The organism is Pseudomonas sp. PDM27, from assembly GCF_019219205.1.
Classification (GTDB): domain Bacteria; phylum Pseudomonadota; class Gammaproteobacteria; order Pseudomonadales; family Pseudomonadaceae; genus Aquipseudomonas; species Aquipseudomonas laurylsulfatiphila.
Genome location: NZ_JAHUWF010000006.1, coordinates 1 through 17,167, shown reverse-complemented (window position 1 = coordinate 17,167; position 17,167 = coordinate 1). Strand labels below are relative to the sequence as shown.

The following is a 17,167-nucleotide window of genomic DNA, read 5'->3' as shown; positions in this document are numbered from 1 at the left end:
GTTTTTACAAAAAACCGTTACCAAACTCAGTCATTTACTTAGCAAGCTACCAAACTCTATAACAGAGGCCTGCACACGCCTTGCTGCAGATAACAGAGATTGGAGCTAGCAGATGACTGTCAAAGTAACTGAACGCGACGATTCACATAAATCCCACGAGGGTGTAGCCGCCGGCATCCGGATCTGGGACGTGCACCAACAAGACCTGCTGGTCGGTATGTTCCATTCCGAGGCCGACGCGCAAAACTACAGGGCCGAACTGGAAATGCTCGAGCGTAAACGCGAGCTCGCAACCGGTTGAAACCAGGTTCCACCACCGTGCAGCCTGCCCTTTCCTGCCGGGCAGGCTGCATCCACATCAGATAACCTCGATCAGCGTCAAATGAAGGTCATCTTCGATCGGCACCGAAGGGACACTTTCAACAATCCAGCCCGCTTGAAGCCTGACCACCTCGACGTCGCCATCGCCCATTCCGTCATTGCGGATCGAAAACTGCAGCGATGACGGATGACGCTTGGCATAGTCGAAACTCATGCCGCAGGCGATCAGGAAATCGATTTTTGCCTCGGTCAGCTCTACCTGAACGTCGCGCTCGCCTTCTTTCAGACTGTAGTAATCCAGGCACAAGTTGATTGCAAAAGGGCAGCCATTGACGAGGCTATTGATGAACCGCCCTTCATAACCACCGAAATAACTGTGTTCAGCCCGCACGCTGCTGAGCTTCTTCACCTTGACCTCGATTTCCTCGGAAATCTTGAACAGCCAAAAGTCCCCCTCCGAAGCCAGGTGTTTGCCAAAGTCGATACCTGATACATGGCGCTTTGGCCACATCGACATCAAAGGTATATCGACTTCATATTCTTTATTGGTGATCGCCAGCAAGTAATTAATAACATCGTAATAACTTGACTCACCTTCTCCAACCTTGACGAGTGTCGCACAGCTTCCCGCCAGCAATACGATCTTGCCATAGCGTTCCACTGGCAGTTCGGTCATCAATAAAGCTATGCACGCTGGCACTTTCTCCAGGTAGGCAGCGCTCAGCTCATGGAGCTCCTCTTCATTACGCACCTCGCGCCAGGGAATGTTCCAGAAGAACTCCGGAAGGGTAAAGAAAACACAAGCGGTCTCGCCATGATCCTCGCGAGCGGCCTTTGCAGCGATCTTGATTTTTCGGCGTACAAGCTCGACACGAGCGACAAGTTCATCGTCCAGGTAATCGCAAATGGATTGCCCGAGCGTTCGCGACTGTGAAAGCTGCGACTTGAAAGTGGGTTGGCGTAACGAAGCGATACTGACAAACATTTATTCCATCCTTGGATACTAAAGTTCATTCCATTTATTTTCTCAAGACACAAACATCCTTATGAAAAGACATTATTTCCTGGCAAAAGAAAACCCGAAAGATCGTATCGATACAATCTTTCGGGCTCAATGTATAAAACATGCAAAGTACTAGCAAACATGTAAGCCTGCTAGAACATTGAATCTGTTACCACATCAGGTCATCAGGAATCTTATAGGCCGCGTACGGATCGTCCTCAGCGATGACCTCTTCAGTCTGCACATTGAGCTGCACGATGCGCTGCGGATCGCGCTCCTGAATCTTCAATGCCGCCTCGCGCGGAATCACTTCGTAGCCGCCAGCGTGATGCACGATGGCCAACGATCCACTGCTGAGCTTGTTGCGCATCAGGGTGTTGACGCAGATGCGCTTGACCTTCTTGTCGTCGACGAAGTTGTAGTAGTCCTCGGTCGTCAATTTCGGCAGGCGCGAGACTTCGATCAGTTGCTTGACCTGCGCGGCACGGGCCTTGGCCTCGGCTTTCTCCTGCTGCTGGCGGTTGAGCTCCTGATCGCGCTTGACCTTCTCGGCCATGGCTTCCTGCGCCGCGCGTTGCTGGGAGTCATCCAGCTCGATCTGACCTTTGTGGGCCAGGCGCTGTTGTTTCTGTTTGTCTTTGCTGACCTGCTTGGCCTGCTTCTGGTTGACCAGCCCTGCTTTGAGCAACTGGTCGCGAAGGGAAATGCTCATGGTGCTTATTACTCACTTGGGCCACGGCTCAACCGCAGCTGGGCAAATTCTTTTCCTGACGTTTGGCTTCGCCCCACAAGGCGTCCAACTCTTCGAGGGTGCAATCTTCTATGGGACGACGGGTATCGCGCAATGCCTGTTCGATAAAACGAAAGCGTCTTTCAAACTTGCCGTTGGCGCCACGCAGCGCGGTTTCCGGATCAACCTTGAGATGCCGCGCCAGATTGACCACGGAAAACAGCAAGTCGCCGATCTCGTCGGCCACGGCTTCGGGATCGTTTTCCGACATGGCTTCGAGCACTTCATCGAGCTCCTCACGCACTTTATCGAGCACCGGCAAGGCGTCCGGCCAGTCGAAGCCGACCTGCCCCGCGCGCTTCTGCAATTTTGCCGAGCGAGACAACGCCGGCAATGCAGCAGGGACGTCATCGAGCAACGACAACTGTTCGGGTGCCGAAGATTTCTCCGCGCGCTCTTCGGCCTTGATCTCTTCCCAGCGCTGCTTGACCTGCTCTTCACTCAGGCGCGGGACATCCAGAGGCGCATACAGATCACCGGTGGGGAACACGTGGGGATGACGGCGGATCAGCTTGCGGGTGATGCTGTCGACTACGCCGGCGAATTCGAAGCGCCCTTCTTCGCGAGCCAACTGGCTGTAATACACCACCTGGAACAGCAGATCGCCCAGCTCACCCTGCAAGTGATCGAAGTCCCCGCGCTCGATCGCGTCGGCGACTTCGTAGGCTTCCTCAAGGGTGTGCGGGACGATGGTGGCGTAAGTTTGCTTGATGTCCCATGGGCAACCGTACTGCGGGTCGCGCAGGCGGTTCATCAGGTGCAGCAGGTCTTCAAGTGAATACATTTATTAAACTCTGCGAGAACCTGTGGGAGCGAGCTTGCTCGCGATAGCGGTCTGTCAGACAACACATGTGCTGAATGTTAAGCCGTCATCGCGAGCAAGCTCGCTCCCACAGTGGATCGGCGCCGAACATGCATCAAGGTGTACGGTTACGCCGCGTTTCGATGATGTTCGGCAACTGGGAAATCCGCCCCAACAACCGCCCCAATGCATCCAGCCCCGGAATCTCGATGGTCAGGGACATCAGCGCGGTGTTGTCCTCCTTGTTCGAGCGGGTGTTGACTGCCAGCACGTTGATCCGCTCGTTGAGCAGCACTTGCGACACATCACGCAGCAAACCGGAACGGTCGTAGGCGCGGATGACGATGTCCACCGGATAGGTGAGCACCGGTACCGGTCCCCAACTGACCTGGATGATCCGCTCGGGCTCGCGCCCGGCCAGCTGCAGCACCGAGGCGCAGTCCTGGCGGTGAATGCTCACGCCACGCCCCTGGGTGATGTAGCCGACGATGGCATCGCCCGGCAACGGTTGGCAGCAGCCGGCCATCTGGGTCATCAGGTTGCCGACACCCTGGATCTGGATATCACCGCGCTTGCCCGGTTTGTAGCCCGTGGCTTTGCGTGGAATCAATTCCAGCTGTTCGTTGCCGCGCTCCGGCTCGACCAGTTGCTGCGCCAGGTTGACCAGTTGCGCCAGACGCAAGTCGCCGGCACCGAGGGCGGCGAACAGGTCTTCGGCGGTTTTCATGTTGGCCTTGTCGGCCAGCTTGTCGAAATCCACCGCCGGCAGACCGAGGCGATTGAGCTCACGCTCAAGCAGGGTTTTACCGGCCGCGACGTTCTGGTCACGAGCCTGCAGCTTGAACCAGTGAACGATCTTCGCCCGTGCCCGCGACGTGGTGACGTAACCCAGGTTCGGGTTCAGCCAGTCACGGCTCGGAGTGCCGTGCTTGCTGGTGATGATCTCGACCTGTTCACCGGTTTGCAGGCTGTAGTTGAGCGGCACGATGCGCCCGTTGATCTTGGCGCCACGGCAGTTATGACCGATTTCGGTGTGTACACGGTAGGCGAAGTCCAGCGGCGTCGCGCCCTTCGGCAAGTCGATGGCATGGCCGTCCGGGGTGAAGATATAGACCCGGTCAGGCTCGATATCGACCCGCAGTTGCTCCGCCAGGCCACCGATGTCGCCCAGTTCTTCGTGCCATTCGAGCACCTGACGCAGCCAGGAGATTTTCTCTTCGTAGTGATTGGAACCGGATTTGACGTCGGTGCCCTTGTAGCGCCAGTGCGCGCACACGCCGAGCTCGGCTTCCTCATGCATCGCATGGGTGCGAATCTGCACTTCCAGCACCTTGCCCTCGGGCCCGATCACCGCCGTGTGCAGCGAGCGATAGCCGTTTTCCTTGGGGTTGGCGATGTAGTCGTCGAACTCTTTCGGGATGTGCCGCCACAGGGTGTGGACGATGCCGAGCGCGGTGTAGCAGTCGCGCATTTCCGGCACCAGCACACGAACGGCACGCACGTCGTAGATCTGGCTGAACTCCAGACCCTTGCGCTGCATTTTGCGCCAGATCGAATAGATGTGTTTGGCCCGGCCGCTGATATCGGCATCGACGCCGGTGGCCTGCAATTCGTTCTTCAGCTGGCTCATCACGTCGCTGATGAAGCGCTCGCGATCCAGTCGCCGCTCGTGGAGCAACTTGGCGATCTGCTTGTACTGGTCCGGCTCCAGGTAACGGAAGGACAAATCTTCCAGTTCCCACTTGATGTGACCGATACCCAGGCGGTGGGCCAGTGGCGCATAAATGTCGAAGACTTCACGAGCCACGCGGTTGCGCTTTTCGTCATCGGCGGTTTTCACCGCACGGATGGCGCACGTGCGTTCGGCCAGTTTGATCAGGGCGACGCGAACGTCATCGACCATGGCCACCAGCATCTTGCGCAGGTTTTCAACCTGGCCCTGGGTGCCCAGCACCAGGGATTTACGCGGGCTCAGGCTGTCGCTGATCGCGGCCATGCGCTGCACGCCATCGATGAGTTTGGCCACCACCGGACCGAAGCGCTGGCTGACCGCCGGCAACTTGATCTGGCCTTCGCGTACGCCTCGATACAGGATCGCGGCGACCAAAGAGTCCTGGTCGAGTTTGAGATCGGCGAGGATCTCGGCGATCTCAAGTCCGGTACGGAAAGTCGAGTTACCTTCCGACCACAGATTCTGTGCCGCATTGGCTTGTTGTTCGGCCTCGCGAGCGTACTCGCAGGCTTCCTTCAAGGCTTCGCGATCCAGTGCCAGATCGACACTCACCGCGTGATCGAGCCAAGCCTCGAGATTGATACTGCCGTCGGTGTTGATCGGCTGGTGTGCTCTCACCTGTACCATCTTGCTTACCTTCCCTACGACGCAGATTCAATGCGTCAAATCGCTGACCTTCGCTGCCTGTGCGCCCACGTCGGGCTCGGTGCGCGGCTGCACGGGCGGGCCAGTCGGACCAGACGAGCATCCTAGCTCGCTTCAAATAACGCCATGGCCTCGACATGTGCCGTTTGAGGAAACATATCGAGAATCCCGGCACGTTTTAACCGGTAGCCCTGCTTGATCAATTCGACCGTGTCGCGCGCCAGCGTTGCCGGGTTGCATGACACATACACCAACCGCTCGGCGCCCAGGGTCTTGAGCTTGCGCACAACCTCGAAAGCACCGTCACGCGGTGGGTCCAAGAGTACCGCACAAAAGCCTTCGGCGGCCCATTCGGCGTCCGTCAAAGGCTGGGATAAATCGGCCTGAAAAAACTTCGCGTTATGCAGATTGTTGCTAGCGGCATTCGCCGCCGCCCGGTCGACCATCACCTGCACACCTTCCACTGCCACCACTTCGCGAGCAGCCTTGGCCAGCGGCAAGGCAAAGTTGCCCAGGCCGCAGAACAGATCGAGTACGCGCTCATCCGCCGTCGGCTTCAACCAGTCCAGCGCCTGGGCGACCATCGCTTCGTTGACACCAGCGTTGACCTGGATGAAATCTCCAGGTCGGTAAGCCAGTTCCAGGTCCCACTGTTCAAGACGATAGCCCAGCGACTGGTCAGCCTCGACCGGTTGCGGTTCACCGTCGCCATGCAGCCACAACTGGGCCTCATGGAACGCGCAGAAATCCTTGAGGATGGTCATGTCACTTTCAGACAACGGCGCCATGTGCCGCAGTAAAACCGCCAGCGTCGAACCGCTGAACAACTCTACGTGCCCCAGTGCCTGAGGTTTGCTCAAGCGCCGCAGCATTTCCGGCAAGCGGGTCATGATCGGTTGCAAGGGCTGTACCAGCACCGGGCAGTCATCGATGCCAACGATGTCCTGGCTGCCGGCGGCACGGAAACCGACTTCGAGTTTTTTCGCCTTCATGTCCCAGCGCACCGCCACGCGGGCGCGACGCCGGTAGGCGAACTCCGCGCCGCTCAATGGCGCCGCCCACTCTTCGGGTTCGACGCCCGCGACCTTCGACAACTGCTCGGCGAGCATGCGCTGTTTCAGGGCAAGCTGTTCGTTATGAGGCAGATGCTGAACGCTGCAACCGCCGCAACGGCCGGCATGGGCGCACGGTGCCGGGCGGCGCAATTCGCTGGCCTTGAACACCCGCTCGGTGCGCGCCTCGACCACTTTGCCGTGGGCGCCGAGCACACGCGCTTCAATCTCTTCACCGGCCAATGCGCCGATGACGAACCAGGTGCGGCCTTCGAAAAACGCGATGCCGCGACCGTCATTGGCCAGGCGCTCGATGGTCAGGCGCTGCTTTTTGCCGGTCGGGATTTGCGGGGCCTTGCTGCCACCGGTGGGCTGGAAGCGCAGGCCTCTTTCATGCTTGGCCATCAGTTGGGCGCGTCGAAAATGCCGGTCGACAGGTAACGGTCGCCACGGTCGCAGATGATCGCGACGATCACCGCGTTTTCAACTTCTTTGGACAGGCGCAGCATTGCCGCCACGGCACCGCCCGAGGACACGCCACAGAAAATGCCTTCTTCGCGGGCCAGCCGACGGGTCACGTCTTCGGCTTCGCTTTGGGCCATGTCGACGATCCGGTCCACGCGGTCAGCCTGGTAGATCTTCGGCAGGTATTCCTGGGGCCAGCGGCGGATGCCCGGGATCGCCGAGCCTTCCATCGGTTGCAGGCCGATGATCTGCACGTTGTCGTTCTGCTCTTTCAAGTAGCGCGACACGCCCATGATGGTCCCGGTGGTGCCCATGGAGCTGACGAAATGGGTGATGGTGCCCTCGGTCTGGCGCCAGATTTCCGGGCCGGTGGTGGTGTAGTGCGCTTCGGGGTTGTCACCGTTGGCGAACTGATCCAGTACCTTGCCGCGACCTTCGGCTTCCATCTTCTGCGCGAGGTCACGGGCGCCTTCCATGCCCTGTTCCTGGCTGACCAGGATCAGCTCGGCGCCATAGGCGGTCATGGCCGCCTTGCGTTCGGCGCTGGAGTTGTCCGGCATGATCAGGATCATCTTGTAACCCTTGATCGCCGCGGCCATGGCCAGGGCGATCCCGGTGTTGCCCGAGGTCGCTTCGATCAGCGTATCGCCGGCATGGATCTGCCCGCGCAGTTCGGCGCGGGTGATCATCGACAGCGCCGGACGGTCCTTGACCGAACCCGCCGGGTTGTTCCCTTCGAGCTTGAGCAAAAGGGTATTGCTGGTGGCGCCGGGCAGGCGCTGCAAACGGACCAGCGGAGTGTTGCCGACGCAATCGGCGATGGTTGGGTACTGCAAGGTCATGGCGTATTCGCAATCCAGACTGCGGGGGCGCCTATCATACCGGCAAACCTCGGAAGGCCATATCACGCAAAGTGTGGTGCTTATGGTTTATGGGAATAAGCGGCAAGCTTTGAGCTGCAAGCGGCAAGTGGCGGTGCCACTCGGAGCATGAAAAACAGGGGTTGCTGTGGTGGGAGTGAGGGCCTCTTCGCGGGCAAGCCCGCTCCCACAGGGGGCTGGGGTGATTACAGGTTTGGCGGTTCAAACACAGTCAGTGTGGGAGCGGGCTTGCTCGCGAAGGCGTCGGCACTGGCGCTACTGACATCCGCCAACAAGCGCATATTCAAGCGCAACCCGGTCCCGGTGTTCTGCGCCCAAAGCTGTCCGCCCTGACGCTGCACAGCGTTCCGGGCAATGCTCAAGCCCAATCCGAATCCACCATCCCCCGGTCGCGAACCGTCGAGTCGGGTAAACGGCAGGAAGATCCTCTCCAGATCAGCTTCCGCCACACCGCCGCCCTGATCCTCCAGCCACAGATGCCAGTATTTACCCTCGCACTGTCCGCCAAGGCGGACCACACCGCCCTCGGGCGAATGCCGAATCGCATTGCGCAGAATGTTTTCCAGGGCCTGGGCCAGGGTGTTGAGATGACCGCGCACCCAGCAGGATGCATCCACCGTGCATTGCAGCCGAGTATCAGGCCAACCGCTTTCATAGCAGGCATTCTCCGTGAGCATCTCCCACAGCGCCTGGATCTGGATCGCTTCGTCGGGCAAGCGGGTGCGCTCGGTGTCCAGCCAGGCCAGCTGCAGCGTGTCTTCCACCAGGCGCTGCATGCCATCGACCTCCCGGCCGATGCGTTCGCGCAATAGCTCGAGCCCCTGCTCGCTTTCACTGGCCACCCGCAAGCGGCTCAAAGGCGTGCGCAATTCGTGGGACAGGTCGCGCAGCAGTTGCTGCTGCAAGGCCACGGTACTTTGCAGGCGTTCAGACATGTGATCGAACGCCCTGCCCAGCTCGCCCAGTTCATCCGAACGATTGGTGGTCCGGCTCGAGAGCCGTACGTTCAGTTGATCGGCACGCCAGGCATTGGCCTGCTCACGCAAGTGGTTGAGTGGCACCACCAGCAAACGGTAGAGCCCGACGCACAGCAGCAAAGTGAACAGCCCCGGAATCACGCCGTTGGTGATCACCCGCCAGAACACCCGGTATTGTCCAGGCAGAAAGCGCTCGGGCAACTCGATCACCAGGCTGCCGGCGGACGAGTCACCGGGAAACGGTATGCGCATCCACGGCCGGCCTTTCTTGTGGATGGGCCAATCGAGGCCGCGTAAAAAAGTCAGGCGTTCGACTTCCTTGTCCGTCAGCGACTGATTGCTCAAGGACTGCAAATCACCGTCGATGACACCGACCCAGCCTTTTTCCCGCTGATGCATGCTCTGCAGCCAGTCATCGACACCGGCGCTCTGGCGCTGCTGCCATGCCTGCTCGGCCTCGGCAGCGTAGCGCGTCAGGGTGCCGCGGGCCTCATCGGAGAGGAACTGGTTGCGCTGCTCCATGTAACGGCCCCAGGACCAACTCAACCAGATCATCAGCAGACAGAACGCGACCAGTAGACAGGCCAGTTTCCAGAACAGCGAATGCCTGCCCGGCAAGTTACATTTCATCGGCGGCGCTCAGGATGTAACCCTTGCCCCAGACCGTGCGCACTTCGCGCTCGGTGTAACCAATGGCCTTGAGCTTGCGGCGGATCTGGCTGATGTGCATGTCCAGGCTGCGGTCATGGGCTGCGTAACCGCGCTGCAGCACCTGCTGATAAAGGAAGGCTTTGCTCAAGACTTCGTCGGCGTTGCGGTGCAGTGTCTCCAGCAATCGGTACTCGCTGCGGGTCAGCCCGCCCGCCTGCTCGCCATAAAACACCTCGAAGCGTTCATCGTCGAAACGCAGGCTGTCCATCGAAGGGGCTGGCACTGCGGGGACCGGGCGGCGGTCGAGGGCCACCCGCCGCAGGATGGCTTCGATGCGCACCCGCAACTCCACCATGCTGAAGGGCTTTGGCAGGTAATCGTCGGCCCCCAGGCGAAAGCCGCTGATGCGGTCGGCCTCGGCACCGAGGGCTGACATCAGCAACACCGGGGTGGTATGGCTCTGGCGCAATTGGGTCAGCACCGCCAGACCGTCCAGGCCCGGCAGCAGAATATCCATCAGCACCACGTCGAAAGGTTGCCGCCGGGCCATGTCCAGGCCTTCCTGGCCGTTCTGGCACCAGGTCACCTGAAAGCCGCTACGGTCCAGATGTTCATGAACGTAGGCGCCGAGCACGAGGTCGTCTTCGATGGACAGGATTCGGGGGAGGCCGGCATTGATGGGAGTCATGACTATCTGCAAACAATTCTCAGTTGAATGATTATTCAAGATTGCCTCGCCAGGGGCAACCCACCGCTTGGCTGTATCGCCAATGAGCTGCGCGGGCCGACGAATGGCAGCCGCATTTTTACGAAGATTGCCCGCGAGCAAATCGCTACACTGCGCAAGTGCTGCATGACGGATATATATGCAGGTCTATGAATAGCGGGATGCAGGAGAGATGCGTGCTCAAGAAACTGGGAATCAAAGGCCGCGTGCTGTTGCTGACCCTGTTGCCAACCAGCCTGATGGCGTTGGTGCTGGGGGGGTATTTTACCTGGATGCAACAGGCTGACCTGCAAACCCAACTCATGCAGCGCGGCGAAATGATCGCCGAGCAGTTGGCTCCCCTGGCGGCGCCAGCCATGGGCCATCAGGACAACGAACTGCTCGAACGCATCGCCACCCAGGCCCTGGAACAAACCGACGTACGGGCCGTGACCTTCCTGGCTCCCGACCGCACGTTGCTGGCCCACGCCGGCCCGACCATGCTCAACCAGACGCCTTCCGGCAGTGGCACGCAGATGCTGCGCCGCAGTGGCAACGATGCGACCCGCTATCTGCTGCCGGTGTTCGGCAAACACCGCAACCTGGCCGGAGACGTGATTCCCGAAGAAGCCGACCGCCTGCTGGGCTGGGTCGAACTGGAGCTGTCCCATAACAGCATGCTGTTGCGCGGTTACCGCAGCCTGTTCGCCAGCCTGATGCTGATCGCAGCCGGACTGATAGGTGCGGCACTGCTGGCCCTGCGCATGGGGCGCACGATCAACCGGCCACTGAGCCAGATCAAGCAGGCCGTGGCCCAACTCAAGGACGGCCATCTGGAAACCCGCTTGCCACCCCTCGGCAGCCAGGAGCTGGACGAACTGGCCTCCGGCATCAATCGCATGGCCGGCACCCTGCAAAACGCCCAGGAAGAATTGCAGCACAGCATCGACCAGGCCACCGAAGACGTGCGCCAGAACCTGGAAACCATCGAGATCCAGAACATCGAGCTGGACCTGGCGCGCAAGGAAGCCCTGGAAGCGAGCCGGATCAAGTCCGAATTCCTGGCCAACATGAGTCATGAAATCCGCACGCCGCTCAACGGCATTCTCGGCTTCACCCACCTGTTGCAAAAAAGCGAGCTCACCCCACGCCAGCTCGACTACCTGGGTACCATCGAAAAATCCGCCGACAGCCTGCTCGGCATCATCAACGAGATTCTCGACTTCTCGAAAATCGAGGCCGGCAAACTGGTGCTCGACCATATTCCGTTCAACCTGCGCGACCTGCTCCAAGACACCCTGACCATCCTCGCCCCCGCCGCCCACGCCAAGCAGCTCGAACTGGTCAGCCTGGTGTACCGGGACACGCCGCTGTCCCTGGTCGGCGACCCGCTGCGGCTCAAGCAGATCCTGACGAACCTGGTGAGCAACGCCATCAAGTTCACCCGCGAAGGCACCATCATCGCCCGCGCCATGCTCGAAGAAGAGCACGAAGACACCGTGCAACTGCGCATCAGCATTCAGGACACCGGCATCGGCCTGTCCAACCAGGACGTGCGCGCCCTGTTCCAGGCCTTCAGCCAGGCCGACAACTCGCTGTCGCGGCAACCTGGCGGCACGGGCCTGGGCCTGGTGATTTCCAAGCGCCTGATCGAACAGATGGGCGGCGAGATCGGCGTCGACAGCACCCCTGGGGAAGGCTCGGAATTCTGGATCAGCCTAAGCCTGCCCAAAGCCCGCGACGATGCCGAAGACCTGCCCGCCGCGCCCTTGCTCGGGCGTCGGGTGGCGGTGCTGGAAAACCACGAACTGGCCCGGCAGGCGTTGCAGCATCAACTGGAAGACTGTGGCCTGAGCACCACGCCGTTCAATACCCTGGAAAGCCTGACCAATGGCGTCACCGCCGCCCACCAGACCGATCAGGCGATCGAGCTCGCCGTGCTCGGCATCACCAGCAACGACATGCCGCCGGAACGCCTCAACCAGCACATCTGGGACCTCGAACACCTTGGCTGCAAAGTGCTGGTGCTGTGCCCGACCACGGAACAGACGCTGTTCCACCTTTCCGTGCCCAACCCCCACAGCCAGCTCCAGGCGAAACCGGCCTGTACCCGCAAGCTGCGACGTTCCCTGTCTGACCTGGTCAGCCCGCGCCCGATGCGCAGCGAGCCGGGCGAACCGGTGTCCAGCCGTGCACCGAAGGTGCTGTGCGTCGATGACAACCCGGCCAACCTGATGCTGGTGCAGACCCTGCTCGAAGACATGGGCGCCAAGGTGCTCGCGGTGGAAAGCGGTTACGCCGCCGTCAAGGCGGTACAGAACGAGACATTCGATCTGGTATTGATGGACGTGCAGATGCCCGGCATGGACGGCCGCCAGAGCACCGAGGCGATTCGCCAGTGGGAAAGCGAACGGCATTGCACGCCGTTGCCGATCGTGGCCCTCACCGCCCACGCCATGGCCAACGAAAAACGCGCACTGTTGCAAAGCGGCATGGACGACTACCTGACCAAACCGATCAGCGAAAGGCAATTGGCCCAAGTGGTGCTGAAGTGGAGCGGCCTGGCGTTGCGCAATCACAGCCCGGAGCGCTCCGGCGATGGGCACGGCAGCGCCCATGACCTGTTGGTGCTCGACCACGAGGAAGGATTGCGCCTGGCCGCTGGCAAGGCTGATCTGGCCGCAGACATGCTGGCGATGCTGCTCGCCTCCCTGGAAGCTGACCGCGAAGCGATTCGTCTTGCTCAGCAGAGCAATGACCACAACGCCCTGATCGAACGGGTCCATCGCCTGCATGGTGCGACGCGCTACTGCGGTGTGCCGCAATTGCGTGCGGCCTGCCAACGCAGCGAAACCCTGCTCAAGCAACAGGACCCGAAAGCCAGCGTGGCACTGGACGAACTCGACCGGGCGATCAATCGCCTGGCAGCCCACGCGCGAATGAACGCTTGATACAGCGCAAGCGTGGGAATCAAATATCGGCGTAAGCTCACCACCTACTCTGTAGGAGCTGGCTTGCCAGCGCCTACAGGAACGAGGCAAAGAGGAAATCATGCGTACGATTCTTTTCAGCAGCCAGAACTACGACATCGACAGCTTTCGCGCGGCCGGGCAACCGGCCGGCATCGAGCTGCAATTTCAGCCTGCGCGCCTGAGCCTCGACACGGTAGCAATCGCCCAAGGGTATGAAGCGGTCTGCGCGTTCATCAATGATGACCTCGGCGCGGCAGTGCTCGAGCGCCTGGCCGCTGGAGGCACTCGCCTGATCGCCCTGCGCTCGGCGGGTTACAACCACGTCGACTTGCCAACGGCAAAACGTCTGGGACTGGCCATCGTGCGCGTCCCGGCCTATTCGCCCCACGCCGTGGCCGAACACGCAGTGGCGCTGATCCTCGCACTCAACCGCCGCTTGCCCCGCGCCTACAACCGCACCCGCGAAGGGGATTTCAGGTTGCAAGGGTTGACCGGCTTCGACCTGGTGGGCAAGACGGTCGGCGTGGTCGGCACCGGGCAGATCGGCGCCACCTTCGCCAACATCATGAACGGTTTTGGCTGCCGGTTACTGGCCTATGACCCCTACCCCAACCCGCAGGTCGAAGCCTTGGGCGCGCGCTACCTGAGCCTGCCGCAACTGCTGGCCGAATCGCAGATCATCAGCCTGCACTGCCCGCTCAACGAACAGAGCAAGCACTTGATCAACCGCGAATCACTGGCGCATATGCAGCCGGGCGCGATGCTGATCAATACCGGGCGTGGCGGCCTGGTGGACACCCCGGCGCTGATCGACGCGTTGAAAGACGGTCGCCTCGGCTATCTGGGGCTGGACGTGTATGAGGAGGAGGCGCAACTGTTCTTCGAGGACCGTTCCGACCTGCCGTTGCAAGACGATGTGCTGGCCCGGTTGCTGACCTTTCCTAACGTGATCGTCACCGCGCACCAGGCCTTTCTGACCCACGAAGCGCTGGACGCGATTGCCGCCACCACATTGCGCAACATCGCCGCCTGGGTGGCGGGCACGCCGGAAAACCTGGTCACGGGCGACTGAAACGGATCGAAGGTCATCGGCCTGCGCGATGCGGCATGCAAGCCCGTGCTAGCATATCGCGCATATTTGGAGGACCCATGGTCGAACACGATTTCCGCTACAGCCTGATGAACCCGCAACACACCCTCACCGAATGCCGCGCCCTGGTGCCGGGGCGTTATCAGGTCACCGGCAACGGTGGCTCGATTCGCAACAACGACGTGCTGGTCGTGACCCTCAAGGGCGCCAAGGACTTGTCCATGCGCCTGACCGTCGAAACGGTTCGCCACCTGATCAATCCGCCCGGCCAATGGGTCGCGGTGGCCAGCGGCCCGGTGTTCGGCGAACTGGCGATCCATACCTGGCAAGTGAACTGCGACAGCTGCGCCAAAGCGCTGAGCTTCGAGTTCGCCGTCGACGCCAAGCTGGGCAACAAGGCCGAAAAACCTGACGCCAGCGCGCGAATTGCCGAGCTGGGCTGGACCACCGTCGGCGAGAAACACCTGTGCCCGAAATGCCAGGAGCCTGCGTGATGAAACGCCTCGTTCTGAGCGCGATGGCCGGTGCCAGCCTGCTGGGCTGCGCCGCCGAGCCGGTGCAGCTTGAACACAATCGCAGCTACATCCTGGAGTGGATCGGCGAGCGGCCACTGATGGACTACAGCCACCTGACCATCACGCTCGGTGAAGATGGCCGGGCCTACGGCAATGGCGGCTGCAACCACTGGTTCGCGCCGTACACCCTGGAGGGCGACAAACTGACCTTCGGCAAAATCGGCAGCACCCGCAAACTGTGCGCGCCGGCGCTGATGGAGCAGGAAAAACGCTTCCTGCAGGCCCTGGAAAACGTCCAGCGCTGGGACGTCTCCCCGATCGAGCAGATCCGCTTCTGGCCAGCCGAAGGCAAGCCGCTGCGTTGGTGGCTTGAAGAGGGTTGATCCGCAAAAAAGATCGCAGCCTTCGGCAGCTCCTACAGGATTAAACGTAAACCTGTAGGAGCTGCCGCAGGCTGCGATCTTTTCTCTCAAGAACAACTCAATTTTTCGCCTGCAACGCCTCAAGCTTCGCCATCACCCCCGCCGCCGTCTGTTCACCCATCAACTGCTCACGCACCTTGCCCTTGTCATCGATGATGTACGTCACCGGCAATGCCTCGCTGCGCGGCAATTCGAACAATTCGGCAGGATCCTGGGCCAACACCGTGAACTTGATCCCCAGTTTCTCGCTCGCGCCCTTCAGTTCCTGCCCCTGGACGTTGTCGAAGTTAACCCCGAACACACCGATTTTCTTGTCCTTGAGTTGCTCGGCCAGGGTGTTCAACTCCGGGATTTCGGTACGGCAGGGTCCGCACCATTCTGCCCAGTAGTTGAGTACCAGCCATTTGCCATCCAGTCGGTCGGAGGCGATCTTGTGGCCGTCCTGGTCGATGCCATAGTCATTCCCGCAGCCCCCCAGCATCAACGCTCCGATGATCGCCAATGCTGCTGCCAATCGCCTTGTCATGTCGTGTTCCTTGTCAAAAATTGAATGCACCTGCGACCCATCGCCTCTCACGGTTCTGGATTGCGTGCTGCACAGTTAGAATAGCCGCCACCTTACGCAAGATGCGACCCGCTCATGACCGATCTGACGCTTTATCACAACCCGCGCTGCTCGAAATCCCGCGGTGCGCTCGAACTGCTTGAAGCCCGTGGCCTGGCCCCGACGGTGGTGCGTTACCTGGACACTCCGCTGGACGCCACGCAAATCCAGAGCCTGCTGGGCAAACTGGGGATCAGTGCGCGGCAACTGCTGCGCACCGGCGAGGACGAGTACAAGACCCTCAATCTGGCCGACAGCAGCCTGAGCGAAGCGCAATTGATTGCCGCCATCGCCGCCCACCCGAAACTGATGGAGCGACCGATTCTCGAAGTCGGTGACAAAGCCGTCATCGGTCGCCCACCGGAGCAGATCCTGGAACTGTTGCCATGAGTGCACCTTACATTCTGGTTCTGTATTACAGCCGCAGCGGCTCGACCAACGAAATGGCCCGGCAGATCGCCCGTGGCATCGAACAGGCCGGGCTTGAAGCCCGCCTGCGCACGGTGCCGGCGATTTCCACCGACTGCGAAGCCGTTGCGCCGCAGATTCCCGACGAAGGCGCGCTGTATGCCAGCCTCGACGACCTGAAGAACTGCGCCGGCCTGGCACTCGGCAGCCCGACCCGCTTCGGCAACATGGCCGCGCCGCTCAAGTACTTCCTCGACGGCACCAGCAACCTGTGGCTGACCGGCGCCCTGGTGGGTAAACCGGCCGGCGTGTTCACCTCCACCGCGAGCCTGCACGGCGGCCAGGAGACGACCCTGCTGTCGATGATGTTGCCGTTGTTGCACCACGGCATGCTGATCACCGGCCTGCCGTACAGCGAATCGGCACTGCTGGAAACCCAGGGCGGCGGCACGCCATACGGCGCCAGCCACCACGCCGGTGCCGACGGCAAAAGCGGCCTGGATAGCCATGAAGTGGCGCTGTGCCGCGCGCTGGGCATGCGCCTGGCCAAGACTGCACAGAAACTGGAGAGCTGAAGTGGCCAGGAAGCCGAAGATTCTCCCCGCCATTGACTGGCTCGAGCCGCGAGTGCGGGCGATGCGTGTCATCAGCCTACTGTGCTTTTTGGGGCTGGTGGGCCTGCTGTGCGTCTACTACCTGCTGATCGCCGACCTGCATGGCGCCCGGCCATGGGTGATTCTGCTGATCGAACTGGTGCCACTGCTGATACTGGCGCCGGGCATGATCGTCGGCAGTCCTCGCGGGCATTCATGGATGTGCTTTGTGGTGAACCTGTATTTCATCAAGGGCGCATTGGCCGCTTATGATCCGAACCGACAAATCTTCGGTTTGCTGGAGATGGGTGCGAGCCTGGCGGTGTTTTGCTCGGCACTGTTGTATGTGCGCTGGCGTTATCAGTTGAACCGCAAGCTGGCTGGCGAGGGCGAGACGTCCGTCGCCTGACAGAAAAGATCGCAGCCTGCGGTGTAGTGGTTCATTTTTTTTGAACCGCTCTGTAGGAGCATTAAGCCGCCTGTTGCTCATACAGCGCAGGCGGCAAGTTGTTCGAGGCAGAGTGGCAACGGCGATGGT

Annotated in this window: 17 protein-coding genes; 8 read left to right on the top strand and 9 right to left on the bottom strand. The window is 60.7% G+C overall.

Annotated features, from left to right (window positions below):
* Nucleotides 1-112: 112 nt before the first annotated feature.
* Nucleotides 113-301 (top strand): hypothetical protein, encoded by a 189-nt coding sequence (locus KW838_RS14105; protein ID WP_007974549.1) that lies wholly within the window; start codon nt 113-115, stop codon nt 299-301.
* A gap of 57 nt (nt 302-358) precedes the next feature.
* Here the strand turns inward: KW838_RS14105 and KW838_RS14100 are convergent, their stop codons facing one another.
* The 8 genes from KW838_RS14100 to KW838_RS14065 form a co-directional block, all read right to left on the bottom strand.
* On the bottom strand, nt 359-1,306 hold the full coding sequence (locus KW838_RS14100) for a hypothetical protein (protein ID WP_218501369.1): 948 nt from the start codon (nt 1,304-1,306) through the stop codon (nt 359-361).
* 187 nt (nt 1,307-1,493) lie between these two features.
* Nucleotides 1,494-2,036, bottom strand: coding sequence for a DUF2058 domain-containing protein (locus KW838_RS14095; RefSeq protein ID WP_015096441.1), 543 nt, complete (start codon nt 2,034-2,036; stop codon nt 1,494-1,496).
* A 28-nt stretch (nt 2,037-2,064) separates the two neighbouring features.
* A complete protein-coding gene (gene mazG, locus KW838_RS14090; RefSeq protein ID WP_007974542.1) occupies nt 2,065-2,898 on the bottom strand; it encodes a nucleoside triphosphate pyrophosphohydrolase in 834 nt (277 codons plus the stop codon).
* 133 nt (nt 2,899-3,031) lie between these two features.
* Nucleotides 3,032-5,275 carry a GTP diphosphokinase gene (relA, locus tag KW838_RS14085; protein ID WP_007974540.1) on the bottom strand — a complete coding sequence of 748 codons (2,244 nt, stop codon included), beginning with the start codon at nt 5,273-5,275 and terminating at the stop codon, nt 3,032-3,034.
* Between the two features lie 122 nt (nt 5,276-5,397).
* Entirely contained in the window at nt 5,398-6,750 is a 1,353-nt protein-coding gene (gene rlmD / locus KW838_RS14080; RefSeq protein WP_102699783.1) for a 23S rRNA (uracil(1939)-C(5))-methyltransferase RlmD, read from the bottom strand.
* A complete protein-coding gene (cysM, locus tag KW838_RS14075; RefSeq protein WP_015096444.1) occupies nt 6,750-7,652 on the bottom strand; it encodes a cysteine synthase CysM in 903 nt (300 codons plus the stop codon). Before cysM ends, rlmD begins: the two co-directional genes overlap by 1 nt.
* 224 nt (nt 7,653-7,876) lie before the next feature.
* Nucleotides 7,877-9,298 (bottom strand): sensor histidine kinase, encoded by a 1,422-nt coding sequence (locus KW838_RS14070; RefSeq protein ID WP_218501368.1) that lies wholly within the window; start codon nt 9,296-9,298, stop codon nt 7,877-7,879.
* On the bottom strand, nt 9,288-10,007 hold the full coding sequence (locus KW838_RS14065) for a response regulator transcription factor (RefSeq protein WP_102699785.1): 720 nt from the start codon (nt 10,005-10,007) through the stop codon (nt 9,288-9,290). The genes KW838_RS14070 and KW838_RS14065 overlap by 11 nt, the downstream gene beginning before the upstream one ends.
* A 215-nt stretch (nt 10,008-10,222) precedes the next feature.
* On the opposite strand from KW838_RS14065, the gene KW838_RS14060 reads away from it, so the two are divergent.
* From KW838_RS14060 to KW838_RS14045, 4 genes are all read left to right on the top strand, one after another.
* Complete coding sequence (locus KW838_RS14060) at nt 10,223-12,976, top strand: response regulator (RefSeq protein ID WP_218501367.1); 2,754 nt, start codon at nt 10,223-10,225, stop codon at nt 12,974-12,976.
* A 100-nt stretch (nt 12,977-13,076) separates the two neighbouring features.
* Nucleotides 13,077-14,069, top strand: coding sequence for a 2-hydroxyacid dehydrogenase (locus KW838_RS14055; protein WP_218501366.1), 993 nt, complete (start codon nt 13,077-13,079; stop codon nt 14,067-14,069).
* Between the two features lie 77 nt (nt 14,070-14,146).
* Complete coding sequence (locus tag KW838_RS14050) at nt 14,147-14,581, top strand: hypothetical protein (RefSeq protein WP_218501365.1); 435 nt, start codon at nt 14,147-14,149, stop codon at nt 14,579-14,581.
* The gene (locus tag KW838_RS14045) at nt 14,581-14,985 is read left to right on the top strand and encodes an META domain-containing protein (RefSeq protein WP_102699788.1); all 405 of its coding nucleotides are present in this window, start codon (nt 14,581-14,583) and stop codon (nt 14,983-14,985) included. The genes KW838_RS14050 and KW838_RS14045 overlap by 1 nt, the downstream gene beginning before the upstream one ends.
* 97 nt (nt 14,986-15,082) lie before the next feature.
* Here the strand turns inward: KW838_RS14045 and KW838_RS14040 are convergent, their stop codons facing one another.
* Nucleotides 15,083-15,550 (bottom strand): TlpA disulfide reductase family protein, encoded by a 468-nt coding sequence (locus KW838_RS14040; protein WP_218501364.1) that lies wholly within the window; start codon nt 15,548-15,550, stop codon nt 15,083-15,085.
* Between the two features lie 114 nt (nt 15,551-15,664).
* Between KW838_RS14040 and arsC the strand changes: the two genes are divergently transcribed.
* The 3 genes from arsC to KW838_RS14025 are packed head-to-tail and all read left to right on the top strand — an operon-like array spanning nt 15,665 to nt 17,038.
* On the top strand, nt 15,665-16,018 hold the full coding sequence (gene arsC, locus KW838_RS14035) for an arsenate reductase (glutaredoxin) (protein ID WP_218501363.1): 354 nt from the start codon (nt 15,665-15,667) through the stop codon (nt 16,016-16,018).
* Nucleotides 16,015-16,611, top strand: coding sequence for an NAD(P)H:quinone oxidoreductase (wrbA, locus tag KW838_RS14030; protein ID WP_218501362.1), 597 nt, complete (start codon nt 16,015-16,017; stop codon nt 16,609-16,611). Before arsC ends, wrbA begins: the two co-directional genes overlap by 4 nt.
* Nucleotide 16,612: 1 nt before the next feature.
* Complete coding sequence (locus KW838_RS14025; RefSeq protein WP_102699792.1) at nt 16,613-17,038, top strand: DUF2069 domain-containing protein; 426 nt, start codon at nt 16,613-16,615, stop codon at nt 17,036-17,038.
* The last annotated feature ends 129 nt before the right edge of the window (nt 17,039-17,167 follow it).